The organism is Acidovorax sp. GW821-FHT10E04, assembly GCF_059415185.1.
Genome location: NZ_JBWKMT010000001.1, coordinates 27829 through 46244, shown reverse-complemented (window position 1 = coordinate 46244; position 18416 = coordinate 27829). Strand labels below are relative to the sequence as shown.

Annotated in this window: 17 protein-coding genes; 8 read left to right on the top strand and 9 right to left on the bottom strand. The window is 69.6% G+C overall.

All coding sequences use genetic code 11. The annotated features are described in order from the left end of the window. Positions 1–4: 4 nt before the first annotated feature. Positions 5–1102 carry a chorismate synthase gene (gene aroC, locus AC07OC_RS00210; protein ID WP_218297718.1) on the bottom strand — a complete coding sequence of 366 codons (1098 nt, stop codon included), beginning with the start codon at positions 1100–1102 and terminating at the stop codon, positions 5–7. Between the two features lie 222 nt (positions 1103–1324). On the opposite strand from aroC, the gene AC07OC_RS00205 reads away from it, so the two are divergent. Then, positions 1325–3517 carry a sensor domain-containing protein gene (locus AC07OC_RS00205; protein ID WP_255591759.1) on the top strand — a complete coding sequence of 731 codons (2193 nt, stop codon included), beginning with the start codon at positions 1325–1327 and terminating at the stop codon, positions 3515–3517. 23 nt (positions 3518–3540) lie between these two features. On the opposite strand, the gene AC07OC_RS00200 is transcribed toward AC07OC_RS00205, so the two are convergent. Next, positions 3541–3993 (bottom strand): CBS domain-containing protein, encoded by a 453-nt coding sequence (locus AC07OC_RS00200; RefSeq protein WP_218297720.1) that lies wholly within the window; start codon positions 3991–3993, stop codon positions 3541–3543. 111 nt (positions 3994–4104) lie between these two features. On the opposite strand from AC07OC_RS00200, the gene AC07OC_RS00195 reads away from it, so the two are divergent. The 3 genes from AC07OC_RS00195 to AC07OC_RS00185 all read left to right on the top strand — a co-directional run bounded on the left by AC07OC_RS00195 (position 4105) and on the right by AC07OC_RS00185 (position 7837). Then, positions 4105–5412 (top strand): O-acetylhomoserine aminocarboxypropyltransferase, encoded by a 1308-nt coding sequence (locus tag AC07OC_RS00195; RefSeq protein ID WP_218341641.1) that lies wholly within the window; start codon positions 4105–4107, stop codon positions 5410–5412. Positions 5413–5443: 31 nt separating this feature from the next. Continuing rightward, the gene (locus AC07OC_RS00190; protein WP_218341570.1) at positions 5444–6952 is read left to right on the top strand and encodes a DUF4303 domain-containing protein; all 1509 of its coding nucleotides are present in this window, start codon (positions 5444–5446) and stop codon (positions 6950–6952) included. Between the two features lie 66 nt (positions 6953–7018). Continuing rightward, the gene (locus AC07OC_RS00185) at positions 7019–7837 is read left to right on the top strand and encodes an alpha/beta fold hydrolase (RefSeq protein ID WP_218341569.1); all 819 of its coding nucleotides are present in this window, start codon (positions 7019–7021) and stop codon (positions 7835–7837) included. A gap of 60 nt (positions 7838–7897) precedes the next feature. On the opposite strand, the gene AC07OC_RS00180 is transcribed toward AC07OC_RS00185, so the two are convergent. Then, positions 7898–9145, bottom strand: a complete 1248-nt coding sequence (locus AC07OC_RS00180) for a DUF418 domain-containing protein (protein WP_218341568.1) — start codon at positions 9143–9145, stop codon at positions 7898–7900. Positions 9146–9165: 20 nt separating this feature from the next. Next, a complete protein-coding gene (locus AC07OC_RS00175) occupies positions 9166–9765 on the bottom strand; it encodes a TetR/AcrR family transcriptional regulator (RefSeq protein WP_218341567.1) in 600 nt (199 codons plus the stop codon). Positions 9766–9900: 135 nt separating this feature from the next. On the opposite strand from AC07OC_RS00175, the gene AC07OC_RS00170 reads away from it, so the two are divergent. Continuing rightward, complete coding sequence (locus AC07OC_RS00170) at positions 9901–10233, top strand: Mpo1-like protein (protein WP_218297726.1); 333 nt, start codon at positions 9901–9903, stop codon at positions 10231–10233. A gap of 98 nt (positions 10234–10331) precedes the next feature. Here the strand turns inward: AC07OC_RS00170 and AC07OC_RS00165 are convergent, their stop codons facing one another. After that, complete coding sequence (locus AC07OC_RS00165) at positions 10332–11582, bottom strand: YihY family inner membrane protein (RefSeq protein WP_218297727.1); 1251 nt, start codon at positions 11580–11582, stop codon at positions 10332–10334. A gap of 21 nt (positions 11583–11603) precedes the next feature. On the opposite strand from AC07OC_RS00165, the gene AC07OC_RS00160 reads away from it, so the two are divergent. Genes AC07OC_RS00160 through AC07OC_RS00150 form a run of 3 tightly spaced genes read left to right on the top strand, consistent with a single transcriptional unit; the run spans position 11604 to position 13989 of the window. Further along, positions 11604–12032 carry a DUF2069 domain-containing protein gene (locus tag AC07OC_RS00160; protein ID WP_218297728.1) on the top strand — a complete coding sequence of 143 codons (429 nt, stop codon included), beginning with the start codon at positions 11604–11606 and terminating at the stop codon, positions 12030–12032. 55 nt (positions 12033–12087) lie between these two features. Beyond that, positions 12088–13503 (top strand): FAD-binding oxidoreductase, encoded by a 1416-nt coding sequence (locus AC07OC_RS00155; protein ID WP_218341566.1) that lies wholly within the window; start codon positions 12088–12090, stop codon positions 13501–13503. 18 nt (positions 13504–13521) lie between these two features. Continuing rightward, positions 13522–13989, top strand: a complete 468-nt coding sequence (locus AC07OC_RS00150; protein WP_494600299.1) for a GNAT family N-acetyltransferase — start codon at positions 13522–13524, stop codon at positions 13987–13989. A gap of 197 nt (positions 13990–14186) precedes the next feature. Here AC07OC_RS00150 and AC07OC_RS00145 read toward each other — a convergent pair whose 3' ends face one another. From AC07OC_RS00145 to AC07OC_RS00130, 4 genes are all read right to left on the bottom strand, one after another. Continuing rightward, entirely contained in the window at positions 14187–14657 is a 471-nt protein-coding gene (locus tag AC07OC_RS00145) for a GNAT family N-acetyltransferase (protein ID WP_218341564.1), read from the bottom strand. 135 nt (positions 14658–14792) lie between these two features. Beyond that, positions 14793–15821, bottom strand: a complete 1029-nt coding sequence (locus AC07OC_RS00140; protein ID WP_218297732.1) for a PfkB family carbohydrate kinase — start codon at positions 15819–15821, stop codon at positions 14793–14795. Between the two features lie 31 nt (positions 15822–15852). Beyond that, positions 15853–17346: a xylulokinase gene (xylB, locus tag AC07OC_RS00135; RefSeq protein WP_218341563.1), complete on the bottom strand. Its 1494-nt coding sequence runs from the start codon at positions 17344–17346 to the stop codon at positions 15853–15855. Positions 17347–17467: 121 nt separating this feature from the next. Next, entirely contained in the window at positions 17468–18406 is a 939-nt protein-coding gene (locus tag AC07OC_RS00130) for an AraC family transcriptional regulator (RefSeq protein ID WP_218297734.1), read from the bottom strand. Positions 18407–18416 lie beyond the last annotated feature (10 nt).

The following is an 18416-nucleotide window of genomic DNA, read 5'->3' as shown; positions in this document are numbered from 1 at the left end:
ATTCCTACAGAAACGATGCCTGGATGGGCGGCACCGGCGGCACCACATCGCCACACTGCGCGCGGTGGCGCAGGGCATGGTCCATGACGACCAGCGCCAGCAGCGCCTCGGCGATGGGCGCAGCGCGGATGCCCACGCAGGGGTCGTGGCGGCCCTTGGTGACGACCTCGGTGCTCTTGCCGTGCACATCGATCGATTCGCGCGGGCTGATGATGGAGCTGGTGGGCTTGATCGCGATGCTCACCTCCAGGTCCTGCCCGGTGCTGATGCCGCCCAGCACGCCGCCCGCGTTGTTCGTGCGAAAGCCCTGGGGCGTCATCGAATCGCCATGCATCGTGCCCCTGTGGGCCACGCTGGCAAAGCCCGCGCCGATCTCCACGCCCTTCACCGCGTTCAGGCCCATCATGGCGTGGGCGATGTCGGCATCGAGCTTGTCGTACAGCGGCTCGCCCAGCCCCACGGGCACGCCGGTGGCCTGCACGCGGATGCGGGCACCGCAAGAATCACCGGCCTTGCGCAGGGCGTCCATGTAATCCTCGTACTGCTGCACGTCGGCCACGGGGGCGAAGAAGGGATTGCTGCGCACGTGGTCCCAGCTCTCGAACGGGATGGACAGGTCGCCCAGCTGTGTCATGCAGGCGCGGAACTGCACGCCGTACCGCTGCGCAAGCCACTTCTTGGCCACGGCGCCAGCGGCCACCGTGGGCGCCGTCAGGCGGGCGGAAGACCGGCCTCCGCCGCGCGGGTCGCGGATGCCGTACTTGTGCCAGTAGGTGTAGTCGGCATGGCCGGGGCGAAAGCTCTCGGCGATGTTGCTGTAGTCCTTGCTGCGTTGGTCGGTGTTGCGGATCAGCAGCGCAATCGGCGTGCCGGTGGTCTTGCCTTCGTACACGCCCGACAGGATCTCCACCGCATCGGGCTCGTTGCGCTGGGTGACGTGGCGGCTGGTGCCGGGGCGGCGCCGGTCCAGGTCGGCCTGGATGTCGGCCTCGGCGAGCGCCATGCCGGGCGGACAGCCGTCGATCACGCAGCCAATGGCCGGGCCGTGGGATTCACCAAAGTTGGTGACTGCGAATAGGGATCCGAAAGTATTGCCGCTCATGGCGCGGGATTATCCCAGAGCGGCCGCACGGCCGCGCCTTGCCCCCGGGGTGATGGCCCGTGCCGTGCGCCAGGAGCCCGAAGGCGGGCCCTCCGTGCGGTGCGGATACCACGCGCCACCAACCTGCTTGGCATCGCGGGATGCGCTTGCTAGCATGGGTGGACGATCTTTGGGACAACCATGCCCGTTTCAGCTCCGCACCTTCCAGGCTCCCCCTCCCCTTTGGACCGCCCACCGACAGGCCTCCTGGCAGACGCCCCGCTGCGCAGGGCCCTGGATGCCAGCGACAACGCCATCGTGATGAGCAACAGCGCCAGGCTCGTCGTGTACATCAACGAGGGCTTCACCCGCCTGTTCGGCTTCAGGCCCCAGGAGGTGCTCGGGCGGCACCTGAGCGATGTGCTGCTGGGCCCGCACTCCGACCCGGGGCTGCTCGCCGACATCCGCAGCGGCATGCACACCGAGGGCAGTTTCCACACCGAGACCCTGCTGTACAGCCGGGCCGGCGCGCCGCGCTGGGTGTCGATGATGATCAATGCATCGGACGAGGCCTCGGGCGGGCCGGGCGGCAGCATCACCGTGCTGACGGACATCACGCTCACCAAGATGCACGAGGTGCTGCAAAAGCGGGTGCTCGAGGGCATGGTCAATGAACTGCCCCTGGCCGATCTGATGGCCCTCGTCTGCCACGAAGTGGAGCGCATCGCCCCCGAAGTCACCGCCTCCATCCTGGCCGTGGATGAGCAAGGCCTGCTGCGCCCCCTGGCGGCACCGGGGCTTCCTCCCGCCATCTGCCAGGCGCTCGACGGCCTGCCCATCGGCCCCCGTGCGGGGTCGTGCGGCACCGCGGCCTTCAGGGGCATCCCCGTGGCGGTCAACGACATCGCCACCGACCCCTTGTGGGACGACTACCGCGCGCTGTTCGCACCCAGCGGCGTGCGCGCCTGCTGGTCCAGCCCGATCTGCGACCACACGGGCAAGGTGGTGGGCACCTTTGCCTTCTACTTTCGCGAGCCGCGCGGCCCGGATGCGCTGCACTACCGGCTGGTGGGTGTATGCCTGCACCTGTGCGCGCTGGCCATCGAGCGCAATGCCACGCAGCAGCGCATTCACCGCCTCGCCTTTTTTGACGGGCTCACGGGCCTGCCCAACCGCGCGATGTTCCTCAGCAGCGCCGGGCGCACGCTGGCCGGCCTGCGGCAGGACGGCCGCCCCGGCGCGCTGCTGTTCATCGATCTGGACCGCTTCAAGCAGGTGAACGACACGCAGGGGCATGCCGCGGGCGACGCGCTGTTGTGCGAAGTGGCCAGGCGGCTGACGCAGTGCCTGCGAGCGCGGGACCTGATCGGCCGGCTGGCGGGCGACGAATTCGTGCTGCTGCTGTCCGAGTGCGCCACCGAGGAAGCGGTGCAGGCGGCGCACCGCATGCTGGAGGAAATGTCCCGGCCCATGGACATCCATGGACAGGCCCATGTCTGCCACGCCAGCATCGGCATCGCGATGTTTCCCGACGACGGCGACGCCATCGAGACGCTGCTGCGCCATGCCGACCAGGCGATGGCACAGGCCAAGAGCGATCACCGGCACAGCCTGCAATTGTTCAGCGCGGAGATGAACCGGCGCGCGCAGGAACGTGCAGCGCTGGAGCGCGCATTGCGCCAGGCCCTGGCCGAACGCCGCCTGACGCTGCACTACCAGCCCCAGGTGCTCGGCGAAGCGCCCGGCACACTGCACGGCGTGGAAGCCCTCGCGCGGTGGCAGCACCCCGAATGGGGCATGGTGCCGCCCAGCCGGTTCATCCCCGTGGCCGAAGAGTCCGGCCTGATTCACGAGCTGACCCTGTGGCTGCTGGACGAGGCCTGTGCGCAGCTATCGGCATGGCGCGCGGCGGGCCACCACGTGCCCTGCGTGGCGGTCAACCTGTCAGGGCGCAGCTTCCACCAGGCAGACCTTGCGCAGCAGGTGTGCGATGCGCTGCGGCGCCACGGGCTGCGCGCGGACGACGTGCTTCTGGAAATCACCGAGAGCGTCATGATGGACGCGCGGCCCGTCACGCTGGCCAACATCGAGGCGCTGCACGGCAAGGGATTCCGGCTGTCGCTGGACGATTTCGGCACCGGCTATTCCAGCCTGAGCTACCTGCACCGCCTTCCCATTTCAGAGCTCAAGCTCGACATGGCCTTCGTGCAGGACCTCACCACCAGCCCCACCGCGCGGGCCCTCACGGTATCGGTGCTCAGCATCGCCCACAGCCTGGGCATGGTGGTGGTGGCCGAAGGGGTGGAAACCACGGGCCAGCAGCAGTGGCTGCAGGCGCATGGTTGTCCCGTCATGCAGGGCTATCTGTTTGGCAAGCCGCTGCCACCGGACGAACTGGAGGCCTGGCTCTGCGCGCAGGCAGCGCGCCCGCGCTGAGCGCCGCCAGGGCGCGGCCGTGGTCAGCCGCCGCGGGCGTCGTCTTCCGGCCAGTCGCGGATGTAGGCCTTGAGCATCTTGTTCTCGAAGTTCTGGCTGTCCACCACGGCCTTGGCCACGTCGTAGAAGCTGATCACGCCCATGAGCATCTTGCGGTCCATCACCGGCATGTAGCGCGCATGGCGGTCCAGCATCATGCGGCGCACCTCGTCCATGTCGGTTTCGAGCGTGCAGGTCAGGGGTGCATCGTCCATGGCCGAGCGAACCTGCAGGGTGCCCACGCTGCCGCCATTCCTCACCACGGCCTGGATCACTTCGCGAAACGTGAGCATGCCCACCAGATCGCCCAGCTCCATCACCACCAGCGAGCCGATGTCCCTGTCGGCCATCACATCCACGGCGCCCGCCAGCGGCTCGTCCGGCGTGACGGTGTAGAGGGTGTTCCCTTTGACGCGGAGGATGTCGCTGACTTTCATGGTTTCTGGGTCTCCAAGAGGGCGGGAAGAGCGCGGCAGGCGCTAGAGGCTGTCTTGCACCAAATATAGCCCACAATGCCCGGCTGAATTGACAACATGGGAGACACACAGATGCCCGGCTACTCCGACCCCGGCTTTGACACGCTGGCCCTGCACGCGGGTGCAAGCCCCGACCCCGCCACTGGCGCGCGCGCGGTGCCCATCCACCTGACCACCTCTTTCGTCTTCGAGTCGAGCGACCATGCCGCGTCGCTGTTCAACCTGGAGCGTGGCGGCCACGTGTACAGCCGCATCAGCAACCCCACCAACGCCGTGCTGGAGCAGCGCGTGGCGGCGCTGGAAGGCGGCGTCGGCGCCATTGCCACCGCCAGCGGCCAGGCCGCGCTGCACCTGGCCGTGGCCACGCTGATGGGTGCCGGCAGCCACATCGTGGCCAGCACCGCGCTGTATGGCGGCTCGCAGAACCTGCTGCACTACACGCTCTCGCGCTTCGGCATCGAGACCACCTTCGTCAAGCCCGGCGACATCGACGCCTGGCGCGCCGCCGTGCGGCCCAACACCAAGCTGTTCTTTGGCGAGACGGTGGGCAACCCGGGCCTGGACGTGCTGGACATCCCCACCGTGAGCGCGATTGCGCACGAGGCCGGTGTGCCTCTGCTGGTGGACTCCACCCTGACCTCGCCCTGGCTCATCAGGCCGTTCGAGCATGGCGCCGATCTGGTCTACCACTCGGCCACCAAGTTCCTCTCGGGCCACGGCACCGTGGTGGGCGGCGTCGTGGTCGATGGCGGCAGCTTCGACTGGGACGGCCCCAGATCCGTCGGCAAGTTCGCCGAGCTGACCCAGCCCTACGACGGCTTTCACAACATGGTGTTCGCCGAAGAGAGCACCGTGGGCGCCTTCCTGCTGCGCGCGCGCCGCGAGGGCCTGCGCGACTTCGGCGCCTGCATGAGCCCGCACACGGCCTGGCTCATCCTGCAGGGCATCGAGACCCTGCCGCTGCGCATGCAGCAGCACATGCGCAACACCGAAAAGGTGGTCGAATTTCTGGCCGCTCAGCCCTTCGTGTCACGCGTGGGCCACCCCATGCTCGCATCCCACCCCAGCCACGCGCTGGCGCAAAAGCTGCTGCCGCGCGGCGCGGGCTCGGTGTTCAGCTTCGACCTCAAGGGCAACCGCGAACAGGGCAAGAAGTTCATCGAAACCCTCAAGGTCTTCAGCCACCTGGCCAACGTGGGCGACTGCCGCAGCCTGGTGATCCATCCGGCCAGCACCACGCATTTCCGGATGAGCGACGAGGCCCTGGCGGGTGCCGGCATCACGCAGGGCACGATCCGCCTGTCCATCGGGCTGGAGGATGCCGACGACCTGATCGACGATTTGAAGCGCGCCCTCAAGGCCGCAGAGAAGGCCGCCTGAAGGCCTGGGCCCGACCACGCCAGCCACACCGATGCAAGCCGCAGCCCCACAGCCCGCGTTTTCCTGGGACGCCTTCGAGCAGGCCTTCCTTGACGCCGCGCTCGCGGTGGCCAGCGCCGTCCTTGCCGGGCACCCGGAGCACCGCTTCTATGCGGTCGCCCTGGCCGGCATGGGCCGCGAGCTTGATGGCCCCCTCTTCCTGCCCGCGATCGCGCTGAACAGCGAACAGGCCTACGCCCAGGCCAAGGGCGGCGGCGATGACGGCGGGGGCGGCACGCTGTACAGCCTGCGCTGGAATCCGGCGGACTGGGGGTGGCCTGACCTGCCGGCCGACAGCCCAGCCCTGGCCCGGATGCAGCAGGAGCTGCAGGCACATGCCTGCCGCGGCGACGTGGCGCACTGGCGGGCCACCGAGCAGCAATGCCTGGAGGCCCTGGTGCGCGCATGCCAGCGCCTGCGCACCGCGCTGCGGGCCTTGCCCTGGTCGGACCGGCTCACGCCGGACTTCGCCGTGCTGCTGCATGAGGACAGCGACGAGGGCGTGCAGTGGGCCCGGCGCTGCCTGGGAGACGATGCCTTCGCCGCCCTGCTTCCCGGCCATGCGGCCGCCATCGCGGAGGCGCTGCGCGTGGAAGCGCTGCCCCCGGACCAGCAACTGCGCTATCACCTGGCATGCCTGCGCAATGAAGCCGCGCCCGAGCTGGGCCTGGGCCGCCAACAAGCCGTGGACCATGCCACGCAGGACACCGAACACGCGCTGCGGCGGCTCGGCCCCGTCGCGGCGCCCGCCTTGCTGGCGCTGCTGGAGCGCGCGGACACGCAGTCCATCGCGGCCAGGCTCCTGGGCGACATCGGATCCGCCAGCCCCGAGGTGCTGGACGCCCTGCGCCACCACCTGCTGCGGCCGGTCCCACGCGGCAGCCGGGCCCACCTTGGCCGCGCGGGCCGGCTCGGGTGCGCCTGCGCGCTGGGGCAGCTGGGGGATGGGCGGTGGCTGCTGTCGCAGGTGGGCACGCTGGCGGACGACCTGGTCGCCAGCGGCCTGGCCGCGCCGCTGGGGCCCTTTCGGGACCGGTGCCTTCAGCCCCGCCCGCTGGACTATGCCCCCCTGGAACACGCCGTCCTGCAGCACCCTGCCCTCCGGCTTGCCCTGCAGGGCAAGCTGGCTCCGGGGCGCGGCACCTGCACGCTGGGCCCGGCGGACGTGGACGAAGCCCTGCGCGGCCTGGGCTCGCCCACGCCGCTCGTGCGCCAGCACGCTGCCATGGCACTGGGAGACCGCGCCCTGGGCAGCGAACGGGCTCCGCGCATCGTGCCCGCGCTGGCGCGCGCCGCCACGGGCGATGCCGAGGAAACCGTGCGCTTCCTGGCCGTGCTGGGCCTGGGCTACTGGAAGCAGGATGCGGCCCACCTGCGCTCCCTGGCGCAAGCCACGGCGGCACACGACCCGAGCGACCGCATTCGCGATGCCGCGCTGCGCTGGCTGGAGGCGCTGGACACGCACCGCGCGATGGCCCCGACCGGACAGGCACCTGGCTAGGCGCCAGCCCCATGCCCCTTTTCCACCGAGACAATCCACACAAGAGAGCGAACACAGGAACACGCCATGCAACTTCAAGTCAACGAGAGCCCCGTCTACTGCTACACCGGGGGCAAGGCCTTCGATGCATCCAAGCCCACCGTGGTCTTCATCCATGGCGTGCTGAACGACCACAGTGTCTGGGCCCTGCAAAGCCGCTACATGGCCAACCACGGCTGGAACGTGCTGGCCATCGACCTGCCCGGCCACTGCAGAAGCGGCGGCGACGCGCCCGCCTCGGTGGAGCAGGGCGCCGACTTCATTGGCGCGCTGCTGGACGCGGCCGGCGTGCAGAGGGCGGCGCTGGTGGGGCACAGCTGGGGTTCGCTCATCGCCATGGAGGCGGCCGCGCGGCTCAAGGACCGCATCAGCCATCTGGTGCTGGTGGGCACGGCGTTTCCCATGAAGGTGTCGCCCGCGCTCATCGAGGCCTCGCAAAGCGATCCCGAGAAGGCCATGCGCATGGTCAACGTGTTTTCTCGCAGCACGCTGGCGGCGCCCCCTTCCGCCCTGGGCCCCGGCACCTGGGTGTTTGGCGCCGGCATGGCGCTCGGGCGCAAGGTGCTGCGCAGCAACCCCGCCGTCAACGTGTTTCACCGGGGTTTCGTCGCCTGCGACAGCTATGGCGGCGGCGAAGCGGCCATGGCCCAGCTGACCTGCCCCGTGCTGTTTGCACTGGGCACGCAGGACCAGATGACCGCGCCCAAAGCCGCACAGGGCCTGGTCAACGCCGCGCGCACGGCGGGCAGGACAGTGCAGGTCGCGCCCCTGCCGGTGGGCCACAACCAGATGACCGAAGCGCCGGAAGAAACGCTGTTCGCGCTGCGGGACTTCCTGGCCCGCTGAACCAGCACGGCAGGGCGCGGCCGGCCCGCGTCCCCGCGTCCACCGTGCGCGCTCTCGCCGTCAGCGCGCGCGGCGGCGCCATGCCGGCCGCTGCCAGAGCGTGACGGCGCGCAGCAGCCACTCCACCGGGCCATAGGCGTGGGCGGCCATCCAGTGCCGGCTCAGCGCCAGCTGGGCACCGTACAGTACGAGCACGCCCAGCCCCACCAGAAGCGGCGCCACCTGGCCCACCAGCGCCCAGCCGTAGGCCGTGAACACCAGCGCCCCCACCAGCGACTGCAGCAGGTAGTTCGACAGCGCCATGCGCCCCGCCGGTTCCAGCACCGCGCCCAGCCGGCGGCCGGCGGGGCCGCTTTGCAGCAGCCAGAGCAGCGCCGCGACGTACCCGAAGGTAAGGAATGGCGCCGTGGCCAGATCGACCGCCAACGCGGCCAGCCCCAGGTGCTCGGGGTGGGTGACGCTGCTGGCCCCGGGCTGCACGGACGCGTAGAACCAGGCCCCCGCCGCGCCCACGGGCAGGCAGCACGCCATCCATCGGCGCAGCCGGGCCGGCTGCCGCGCCACCCTGGCCAGGTAGCCCGAGCGCCGAGCCGCCAGCCCCAGCAAAAACATGGCCAGCGCGCAGGGCCCCTGCACGAACACCAGCACGAACCACACGCCATCGGCCATGTCGCGGCCCCGCTGCGCGATCGCCTCTTGCACGCTGGCGCGGTAGGCCTGCGCGGCCTGCTGCGCCTTGGCGTGCAGTTCGGCCACGGGCAGGTCCAGCGGCGGGGCCAGCGCCATCAGCCAGGCGATCGCCCCCCAGCCCCAGGCCGTGATGCCCAGCAACCCCAGGGCCAGCGCCACGGCGGCCACGGGGCGCAGCCGGCCCAGCGCCAGCAGCACGAGGCCCAGGAGTGCATAGGTCACCAGGATGTCCCCCGCGAACAGCAGCCAGGCATGTGCCAGCCCCAGCAGCCCCAGCCCCAGAAGGCGCCGCAGGAAACGCGGCACGAACGCGCCGCCCGAGCGCTGGGCCGAGTCCATCTGCAGCGCAAAGCTGTAGCCGAACAGCAGCGAGAAAAGCAGATAGAACTTGGTCTCGAAGACCAGCGCCACGAACCAGCGCACGGCATGGTCCACGGGCCGCGAGAAGGCCGGGTCGGACACGCCCACCCCGAAGTAGGTGGACGCAAAGCTGCCCGCGTTGACCATGGCGATGCCCAGCAGGGCAAATCCCCGCAGCGCGTCAATGGCATGTTCGCGGTCCGCCGCCCCGGCGGGCTGGGCCGGGTTGCCGTCCGGGAGCGAGGGGTTGGTGTCCATGGCGGGGCAAGCCACGCGCGTCATGCGGCCGGCACCACCACCGCCGCGAGCGCGCCCAGCACCAGCGTGCGGCAGGCAGCGGCGTCGAAGCGCTCTTCCACCATGGCCCGGCCAAAGGCGCCGTCCAGCAGCAGCAGGATCCAGTCCGCCGCCTGCGCCGGCGGCAGGGCGAGGCGGGCCTGCCCGCGCTCCACGGCCGCGCCGAGCAGATGCACCAGGGCCGCCTTGCGGCCCGCCTCGCTGCCGGCCACGCTCGCAAACACCAGCGGGTTGCGCACCGCTTCGGCCAGCACCTCCACGCCGATGCGCAGGTACACGGGGTCGGCCAGCTGGGCGATGCTCTCCTCCACGATGTCCTGGAGCGCCTGGTAGAGGTTCCGGGCGCGGGCCGCCGCGGCATAGCGCCCGGCGGTCTCGCGCTGGTCTTCTTCGACGATGGCGGCAACGATGGCCTCCTTGGTCGGGAAGTAATGGAACAGGTTGCCGGGGCTCATGCCCACCTCGGCGCAGATCTCCGCCGTGCGCGTGGCATGGAACCCCTTGCGCATGAAGCAGGCCACCGCGGCCTCCAGGATCTGCTGCCGCCGCGCCTGGTGGCGCTCGGGGTTCACGGTCCGCATCGCACACCTCGCACGGTTATTAATAGATCGATTAGTCGATTAATTAAATACCACGCGGCGGCGCCTGTCAAACCCGGCACGCCATGGGGACGGGCTTGGGCGTATAAAGCGCTTGAAAACAACCAGGAGACAACGATGGACCTCAGCGCCGCCCCCACGACCGATCCGCGCGCCTTCAAGAGCTTCGCGGAGTTTTACCCCTTCTATCTGAGCGAGCACAGCAACCGCACCTGCCGCAGACTGCACTTCGCCGGCTCGACATTGACGCTGGTGTGCCTGGCGATGCTCATCGCCACGGGCAAGCCGCAGTACCTGCTGTACGGCCTGCTCTGCGGCTACGGTTTCGCGTGGGTGGGGCACTTCGGCTTCGAGAAGAACAAGCCGGCCAGCTTCAAGCGGCCCCTGTACAGCTTCATGGGCGACTGGGTGATGTACAAGGACATCTGGACGGGGAAGGTATCCCTGTGATTTCTGGCTCCAACAGGCCACGGCGCTTCACTGCAATGCGCGGATAGCTATAAAAATAATAGCAAACCAATGGAGCGGACCGCCTGGCCGGCCACGGCCTACTCTGCCTGCAGCACGTCGCGCACATGCAGGCCGCCCAGCCCCGCGCGCGCCCACAGGGGCTCCAGGCTCGTGGAGCGTTCCAGCAGGAGCTTGTGCACCAGGGGCTCCAGCGGCGTGTTCTGCGGGTCGATCAGCAGCACGTACCGGGACTCGGGCACGTCCGACACGCTCATCGCCGCATCGCTCACCTGCCCCACCCAGTCCAGGGCCGTCAGCGCCTCCAGCACCGGCTCCAGCTGCAGCATGTCCACGCGCAGCCGCTGCGCCAGCTGGCTCGGCCGCAGCCCCTTCATGGCGTGGAAGCGGGCCCGGTGCAGCTCCTGCAGCACCTCCACGGCCAGCTGGAACGTCCAGCCCGCCACGGTTCCACGCCGCGCCACCCCCGCGAGAAGGCTGGGCAGGTAGGCCGTGACCACCGCCCCCAGCAGCACGATGACCCAGGCCACGTAGATCCAGATGAGCAGGATGGGCAGCGTGGCGAACGCGCCGTACACCACCGAATAGGTGGGCACGTTGCCCAGGTACAGCGCCAGCACCTTCTTGGCCAGCTCCATGCACACGGCCACGAAGAGCCCGCCGGTCCACGCGTGGCGCCACTTCACCGGGGTGTTGGGCACATAGTGGTACAGCGACGCCATGCCCGCCGCCAGCACGAGGAACTGGATCGAATCGAACAGCAGCTGCACGCCGTCGGGCAGGCGCTTGACCAGCCCGCCGGAGGCCGACATCACATACGAGGTGAGCGCCAGGCTCGCCCCCATGAGCAGCGGGCCCAGCGTGATGGCCGCCCAGTAGATCAGCACCCGCTGCCCCAGCGGCCGCAGGCGCTGCACGCGCCAGATGTCGTTGAGCGTGCGGTCGATCGTGAGGATCAGCGCCAGCGCCGTGGCCAGCAGGATGCTGAAACCCGCCACGCCCAGGCCGCTGGCCTTGGCCGCGAACTGGGTGAGGTAGCCCAGCACCTGGCGGGAGATGCTGTCGGGTACCAGGCTGTCCACCAGCCAGCGCTGCAACACGTCCTGCAGCTTTCCAAAGATGGGGAATGCCGTGAACACGGCCAGGGCGACGGCAAAAAACGGCACCAGCGCGAGGATGGTGGTGAAGGTCAGGCTGCTGGCGGTGAGCCCCAGATGGTCCTCGCGAAAGCGTTCACGCAGGGTCAGCGCGGTGGTTTTCCAGGGAAAGTGCGACAGTTCCGTGATCAGCGCCTCGAAGCGCGACGCTACTGTCTGTAAGGAAAAAGGCATGGCCGATATGATGCCACCCCAATGACCGCCTCCCCCAGAGCCCCCGCCCTCCCTTCCAGCCCCGCCGACAGCGGCGTCCGTGCCACACGCTGGCTGGCCACCGGCAGCCTGCTGGCGCTCATCGTCCTGTGCCTGGCCTGGGAACTGGTGCTGGCGCCCCTGCGGCCCGGCGGGACCTGGCTCGCGCTCAAGGCGCTGCCGTTGTGCATCCCGCTGGCGGGCATCCTCAAGAACCGCATGTACACCTACCGCTGGGTCAGCCTGGTGATCTGGCTGTACTTCACCGAAGGCGTGGTGCGCGGCTGGAGCGACAGGCCGCCGTCGCAATGGCTGGCCTGGGCCGAGGTCGCGCTGTGCCTGGCCCTGTTCGTGGCGTGCACACTGCACGTGCGGCTGCGCCAGCGCAACGCGAAGGCGGCGGCAGCCGCCGCGGCCACGCCGGCCTCTTGATGCCAGCCGCCCCGCGCGCCATCCCCCTCCCTCGAACTGAAGAAGACGCTTGTCCATGACCACCTTGCTCGACACCTTGCGCACCCTCGTCGGCCCTGCCCACGTGATCACCGAGGGCGACCTCACCGCCTGGGAACAGGACTGGCGCCGCCGCGTGCGCGGCAAGGCCCTGGCCGTGGTGCGCCCCGCCACCACGCAGGAGGTGGCCACCGTGGTCGCGGCCTGCGCGGCGGCGGGAACCACCATCGTGCCGCAGGGCGGCAACACCGGCCTGGCCGTGGGCTCGACACCCGATGATTCCGGCACGCAGATCGTGCTGAGCCTCACGCGCATGAACGCGGTGCGCAGCATCGACACCGACAACCTCACCATGACGGTGGAGGCCGGCTGCATCCTGCAGAACCTGCAGGACGTGGCGCGCAATGCGGGTGTGCTGTTCCCCCTCTCGCTGGCGGCCGAGGGCAGCTGCACCATCGGCGGCAACCTGGGCACCAATGCGGGCGGAACGCAGGTGGTGCGCTACGGCAATGCGCGCGACCTGTGCCTGGGCCTCGAGGTGGTCACCGCCCAGGGCGAGGTGTGGGACGGCCTCAAGGGCCTGCGCAAGGACAACACGGGCTACGACCTGCGCGACCTGTTCATCGGCAGCGAAGGCACGCTGGGCATCATCACCGCCGCCACGCTCAAGCTCTACCCCGAGCCCGCCGCCCGCCTCACGGCCTGGGCCGCCGTGCCGTCGATGGAACACGCCGTGGCCCTGCTGGGCCTGGCGCACAAGCAGCTGGGCGCTGGCCTCACGGGCTTTGAAGTGATGGGCCAGTTCGCGCTGAGCCTGGTGGGCAAACACATGCCGCAGCTGCGCGTGCCCTTCCTCGGCGACGAAAACGCTCCCTGGTGCGTGCTGCTCGAAAACTCCGACAGCGAATCCGAAGAACATGCCCGCGCGCGGTTTGAAGCGCTGCTGGAGACCGCGTTCGAGATGGGCTGCGTGACCGATGCCGTCGTGGCCGAGAACCTCACCCAGGCCAGCCAGCTCTGGCACATCCGCGAGAACATTCCGCTCGCGCAGGCCGAGGAGGGCCTGAACATCAAGCACGACATCTCCATCCAGATCTCGCGCATCCCCGCCTTCGTCGCGCACACCGACGCGGTGCTGCAGCGCGAGATCCCGGGCGTGCGCCTGGTCAACTTTGGCCACCTGGGCGACGGCAACCTGCACTACAACGTGCAGGCACCGGCCGAGGGCGATGCCAAAGCCTTCCTGCGCGAGCACGAGCAGCATGTGCACCACCTGGTGTACGAAGCCGTGGCCGAGTTCGGCGGCTCGTTCTCGGCCGAGCATGGCATTGGGGAGCTCAAGGCCGACAAGCTGGAGAAGTACCAGTCGCCCGTGGCGTTGTCGATGATGCGCGCCATCAAGCAGGCGCTCGACCCGCAGGGCATCATGAACCCGGGGCGGGTGCTCCAGTAAATCCCAGGAGGCCAGCCCATGACCACCGCCGTTACAGTGCGCCCCGTTGATCCCGAAGACTACGCCGCCTGGCGCCCGCTCTGGGATGGCTACAACGCGTTCTATGGCCGCTTTGGGGCCACCGCGCTGCCCGAGCACATCACCCAGGCCACCTGGCAGCGTTTTCACGACCCGGCGGAACCCGTCTTCTGCCTGGTGGCGCACGATGCGGCCAGCGGCGAGATGCTGGGGCTGACGCACTACCTCTTTCACCGCAGCATGACGCGCATCGAGCCCGTGTGCTACCTCAGCGACCTGTTCACCCGCGAAGCCGCGCGCGGCCGGGGCGTGGGGCGCGCGCTCATCGACGCCGTGTATGGCGCGGCGCGTGCCGCGAAGTCGTCGCGGGTGTATTGGCAGACCCACGAAACCAATGCGGCCGGGCGCCAGCTGTACGACAAGATGGCCAAGCACCACGGCTTCATCGTCTACGCCCAGGAACTCTGAACAGGGCCCACGCCCCGAAGCCCCCTCCCGGGCATCCCGGCCACGGGTGGCGCGTGCGGAGGTACGGCGCAGCCAATTTGCTATAAAAACAATAGCATTCAGCGCAGATACCTCGGGCGCCAGCGCCCGATTCTTCGCTAAAAACCGCAGCCACCACCAGGGCCACAACCGTCAACCGCGCCGCGCAAAAAACCGCCTCACAGCACCTTGCGCATGGGTTGCGCCTGCAGCCCCGCCCACACCTGCAGCGCGCCCGATGGTTCATACCCGTGGCGGCGGTAAAAATCTTCCGCCGTGCGCGTGCTCTCAAGCCCCACAGCCGCCAGGCCCAACTGCCGCGCATGGGCCTCCGCGCCGAGCAGCAGGGCACGGCCCACACCTTGGTGCAATGCTTCTGGCACCACATAACAAAGCGCCAGCGTGGAGCGTGCCCACAGCGCAAACCCCACCATCGAGTCCCCCCGATACACACCCCACGCCATCGCGCCCGGTGCCGCCATCCAGGCGGCCAGGTTCTCGGGCGTCTTGTTGGCCAGCCATGTGCCGAGGATGGCGGCATCGTGGTGGTGGTCGAGGGCGCAGCAGTGGGTGATGGATTGGCGGACCACGTTGCAGGCGTCGGCCGCTGCATGGGCCGTGACGGGAACAGCGGCAGGGACGGGCTTCATGGTGGATTCAAGGTCTGCGCGGGCAAAGATGGAGGTTGCGATAGGCTGTCCTGCCCGGACAGGCCGGTGCCATCGTACCGCCAGCCCGCCTGCGCGCAGGCGGGCACGGGCGCAAGACCGTGGCGGCGCCGGCCGCTACCCGGCGACGCAAGGGTGCGCCCGCGCCCACCCGCTCGCGGCCTCCCACCCGGGCGGCACACACCCCTGCTCCATCACGCACAGGCTCGCACTGGCCAGTGCATGGCGAAGAGCCTGCTGGCCGGCCTCGACGGACAGCGCTTCAACGAACTGCACGAAGCTGGCAGCGCCCGCTGCCGGCGCCTGCCGCAGCAGGTGCGCCAGCAGCCCCGCCAGGAAGCTGTCGCCCGCCCCCACGGTGTCGATGACCCGCAGGGGCTGCGCTTCTTTGGCAAAACACTGCATGCCGCTCTGGTGCAGCAGCCAGGCCCCCTCTGCGCCCAGCGTCAGCGCCAGCAGATGGGCCTGGGGGTTGGCGGCCAGCAGGTGGCGGGCGCGGGCCAGGGCGCCAGTGCCGGGCACGGCCAGGTGGTCCAGGTCTTCGTCGCTGGCCTTGATGATGTGGGCGTGTGCCAACGCCGCGTGCACCGTGGTGCGGTAGGCGTCCAGGTCGGGCATGACCGAGGGGCGCAGGTTGGCATCGACCACCACGCAGCGGCCTTCGGCGCGCTGGGCAGCGAGCCAGGGCTGGTAGATGGCGGTGTCGCGGGCATCGAGCGCGAGGGCGCCGGTGCAGACCAGCTGCAACGCGGGCAAGGCGGCGCAGGCCTCGCTGAGGCCGTGCGCCGACACGGCGCGGTCGGCCACGCCCTCACGGTAGAAGGCGTAGTCGGGGTGGCCGTGTTCATTGAGATTGACCACGGCCAATGATGTGACTTGCTGCACCGGCCCGGGCTGGGCCAGCAGCACACCGTCGGCGACCAGCTGCGCGGCCAGCTCGCGGCCAAAGCGGTCGCGCGACAAGGGGTTGAGGTACTGCGTGCCCACGCCCTGCCGGGCCAGCGCGCGGCACAGGTTGTACAGCGCGCCACCCAGGCACGGCAGGTAGCTGCCATCGGGGCGGCGGATGAGGTCGATGAGGGCCTCGCCCGCGATGGCGGCCTGGACGGGGGCCGTGGCCTGGGAAGTGTGGTGTACCGAAGTCATGGTGGATGTGAAGAGGGTGCGGACAGCAGCGTCAGAACTGCGATTGCAGTGCCGGGTATAGCGCGACAAAGCGGGCGTAGCGCTCGGCCAGCAGGGCTTGTTGTGCGGGCTGGGGGTCGAAAGTGGCGTCGGCGGGCAAGGGCTGACACCAGTGGGCCTCGTCGCCACCGCAGGCCATGGCCGCCAGCCGCGCCGCGCCCAGGGCGGCAGCAGCATGTGCACCCTGCGGACGCTGCAGCGGCGTGCCCAGCGCGCTGGCCAGCAATTGCGCCCAGGGGTTGCTGCGGGCGCCGCCACCGACCAGTGCCAGGGCGTCCTCACCCTCACCGATCGCCCCGAGCGCACGGCCCTGCCCTGCCCCGACCGCCCGCATGGCGTTGAGCCCGTCGAGCAGGCCAAAGCCCACGCCTTCCATCACCGCATGGGCCAGGTCCGCCGCTTCGTGCTCGGCGCGCAAGCCCATGAAGACGCCGGTCGCAGCCGCGTTGTTGTGCGGCGTGCGCTCGCCACTCAGGTAGGGCAGGAACAGCGGCGCCTGGGCCTGGCGGTGGGGGCTGAGGGCACCCACGGCATCAGACAGCCGGGCTTCATCGCCCTGCCCCGTGAGCCGCGCGGCCCAGCCAAACGCACTTGCCGCACTGAGCATGACCGACATGTGGTGCCAGCGCTGCGGCAGCGCATGGGCAAAGGCGTGCACGGCGCGTTCGGTGGCGGGCGCAAAGGCGTCCGTCACCCGGAAGACCACGCCCGAGGTGCCCAATGACACAAAGCCCTGCCCGGCGGTGCGGGCGCCCACGCCCACGGCGCTGGCGGCGTTGTCGCCCGCGCCTGCGGCCACCACCACGCCCCCGCTCAGGCCCCAGCGGCGGGCCACATCGCTGCGCAGCGTGCCCGTGGGTGCACTGCCCTCGGCCAGCGCGGGCATGTGCGAGGCATCGAGCCCGCAGGCCCGCAGCATCGCGGGGCTCCAGGCGCGGGCCTGCACATCGAGCCACAGCGTGCCCGATGCGTCGGACATGTCGCTCACCGCATCGCCCGTGAGCTGCAGGCGCAGCCAGTCCTTGGGCAGCAGCACCGTGCGGATCTGGCCGAACACGGCCGGCTCGTGCGTGCGCAGCCACAACAGCTTGGGTGCGGTGAAGCCGGGCATGGCGAGGTTGCCGGTGACCTGGCGCGCGGCGGGCACGGCCTGCTCGAGCGCGGCGCATTCGGCGCTCGCGCGGCCATCGTTCCAGAGAATGGCGGGGCGCAGCACCTGGCCCTGCGCGCCCAGCACCACGGCGCCATGCATGTGGCCAGACAGCCCGATGCCGCGCACCCGCGCCCATGCTGCGGGGGCTTGGGCGCGCAGTTGCGGCACGGCGGCTTCCACGGCGGCCAGCCAGTCGGCCGGGTGCTGCTCGCTCCAGGTGGGCCGCGGGCGGTGCTGGGGCACGGCGGCGTCGGCCGTGGCGATCACGGCCTGCGTTTCGTCGAGCAGCAGGAGCTTGACACCCGAGGTGCCCAAATCAATTCCGAAGTACATGGGTGGTTGGCAGATTTCAGTGGTTCAAAGTGGAAGCCAGGCCCCCGCCGCACGCAACCGGCGCGACCCAGGCCACAGATGCCCGGCAAGGGCCGCCCCGCAGCGAAGGCGCCCCGCCACTTCAAGGGGCCTTTCCGAATCTTCCGGCTCCCTGCTTGCGGTATTCGCTGGGCGTCATGCCCTTGATGTCCAGAAAGCGGCGGTTGAAGTTGGCCATGTTGTTGAAGCCCACGTCGTAGGCGATGTGGGTGATGTAGCGCTCGGTCTCCATCAGCAGCTGGCACGCGCGGTTCACGCGCACCAGGTTCACGAAGTCGGTGAAGGTGTTGCCCGTGGCACGGCGAAAGAAGCGGGAGAAGCGGCTTTCCGTCATGCCCAGCTCCTGTGCCAGGTCGGCAGCCGAGAGCGGGTCGGCCAGGTGGTCGGTGATGCGGCTCACGATGGCGTTGATCTGGTCGAGCTGGGTGTCGTTGTCCTCGCTTTGCAGCTGGGTGCTCGACAGCAGTCGAAAGTCGGTGCAGCGGGCCAGGTCGCTCAGGAATTCACAGAACGCGCCAAACCGGGCCAGGCCCTGGCGCGCCTTGATGCGGTGCCAGTGTTCCTGCGCCTGGGCCTCCATGCCAAAGAACTCGATGCCATGGCGTGCGCGCTCCAGCAGGGGCAACACCTCGCGCAGCTCGGGGATGCTCTCGCTGCTGGCGACCAGCGGCGCGTGCGAGAACTGGATCACCAGGTCGCGCAGCGGCACGCCGCCTTCGGGCAGGTCCATGCTGATCCAGTTGTGCGGCAGGCGCGGCCCGGTCAACACCAGATGGCCGGGCTGGAACTGCCCGATCCAGTCGCCCACGAACACCTTGCCCGAGGTGGCGGTGATGAGGTGCAGCTCATACTCGTCGTGGTAGTGCCAGCGCGCCAGCGGCGTGGGAAACCCATGCGACAGGCACCGGATGAAACCTGCGGCCTCGGGCGACTCGTACCCGAGCTCGGGAAAGCGCACGTAGTCGTGCTCCAGCTCGGGCTTGGTCTGGCGCGGAGAGACAGGCGTCGTCTTCACGGTCATGGCGTCATTC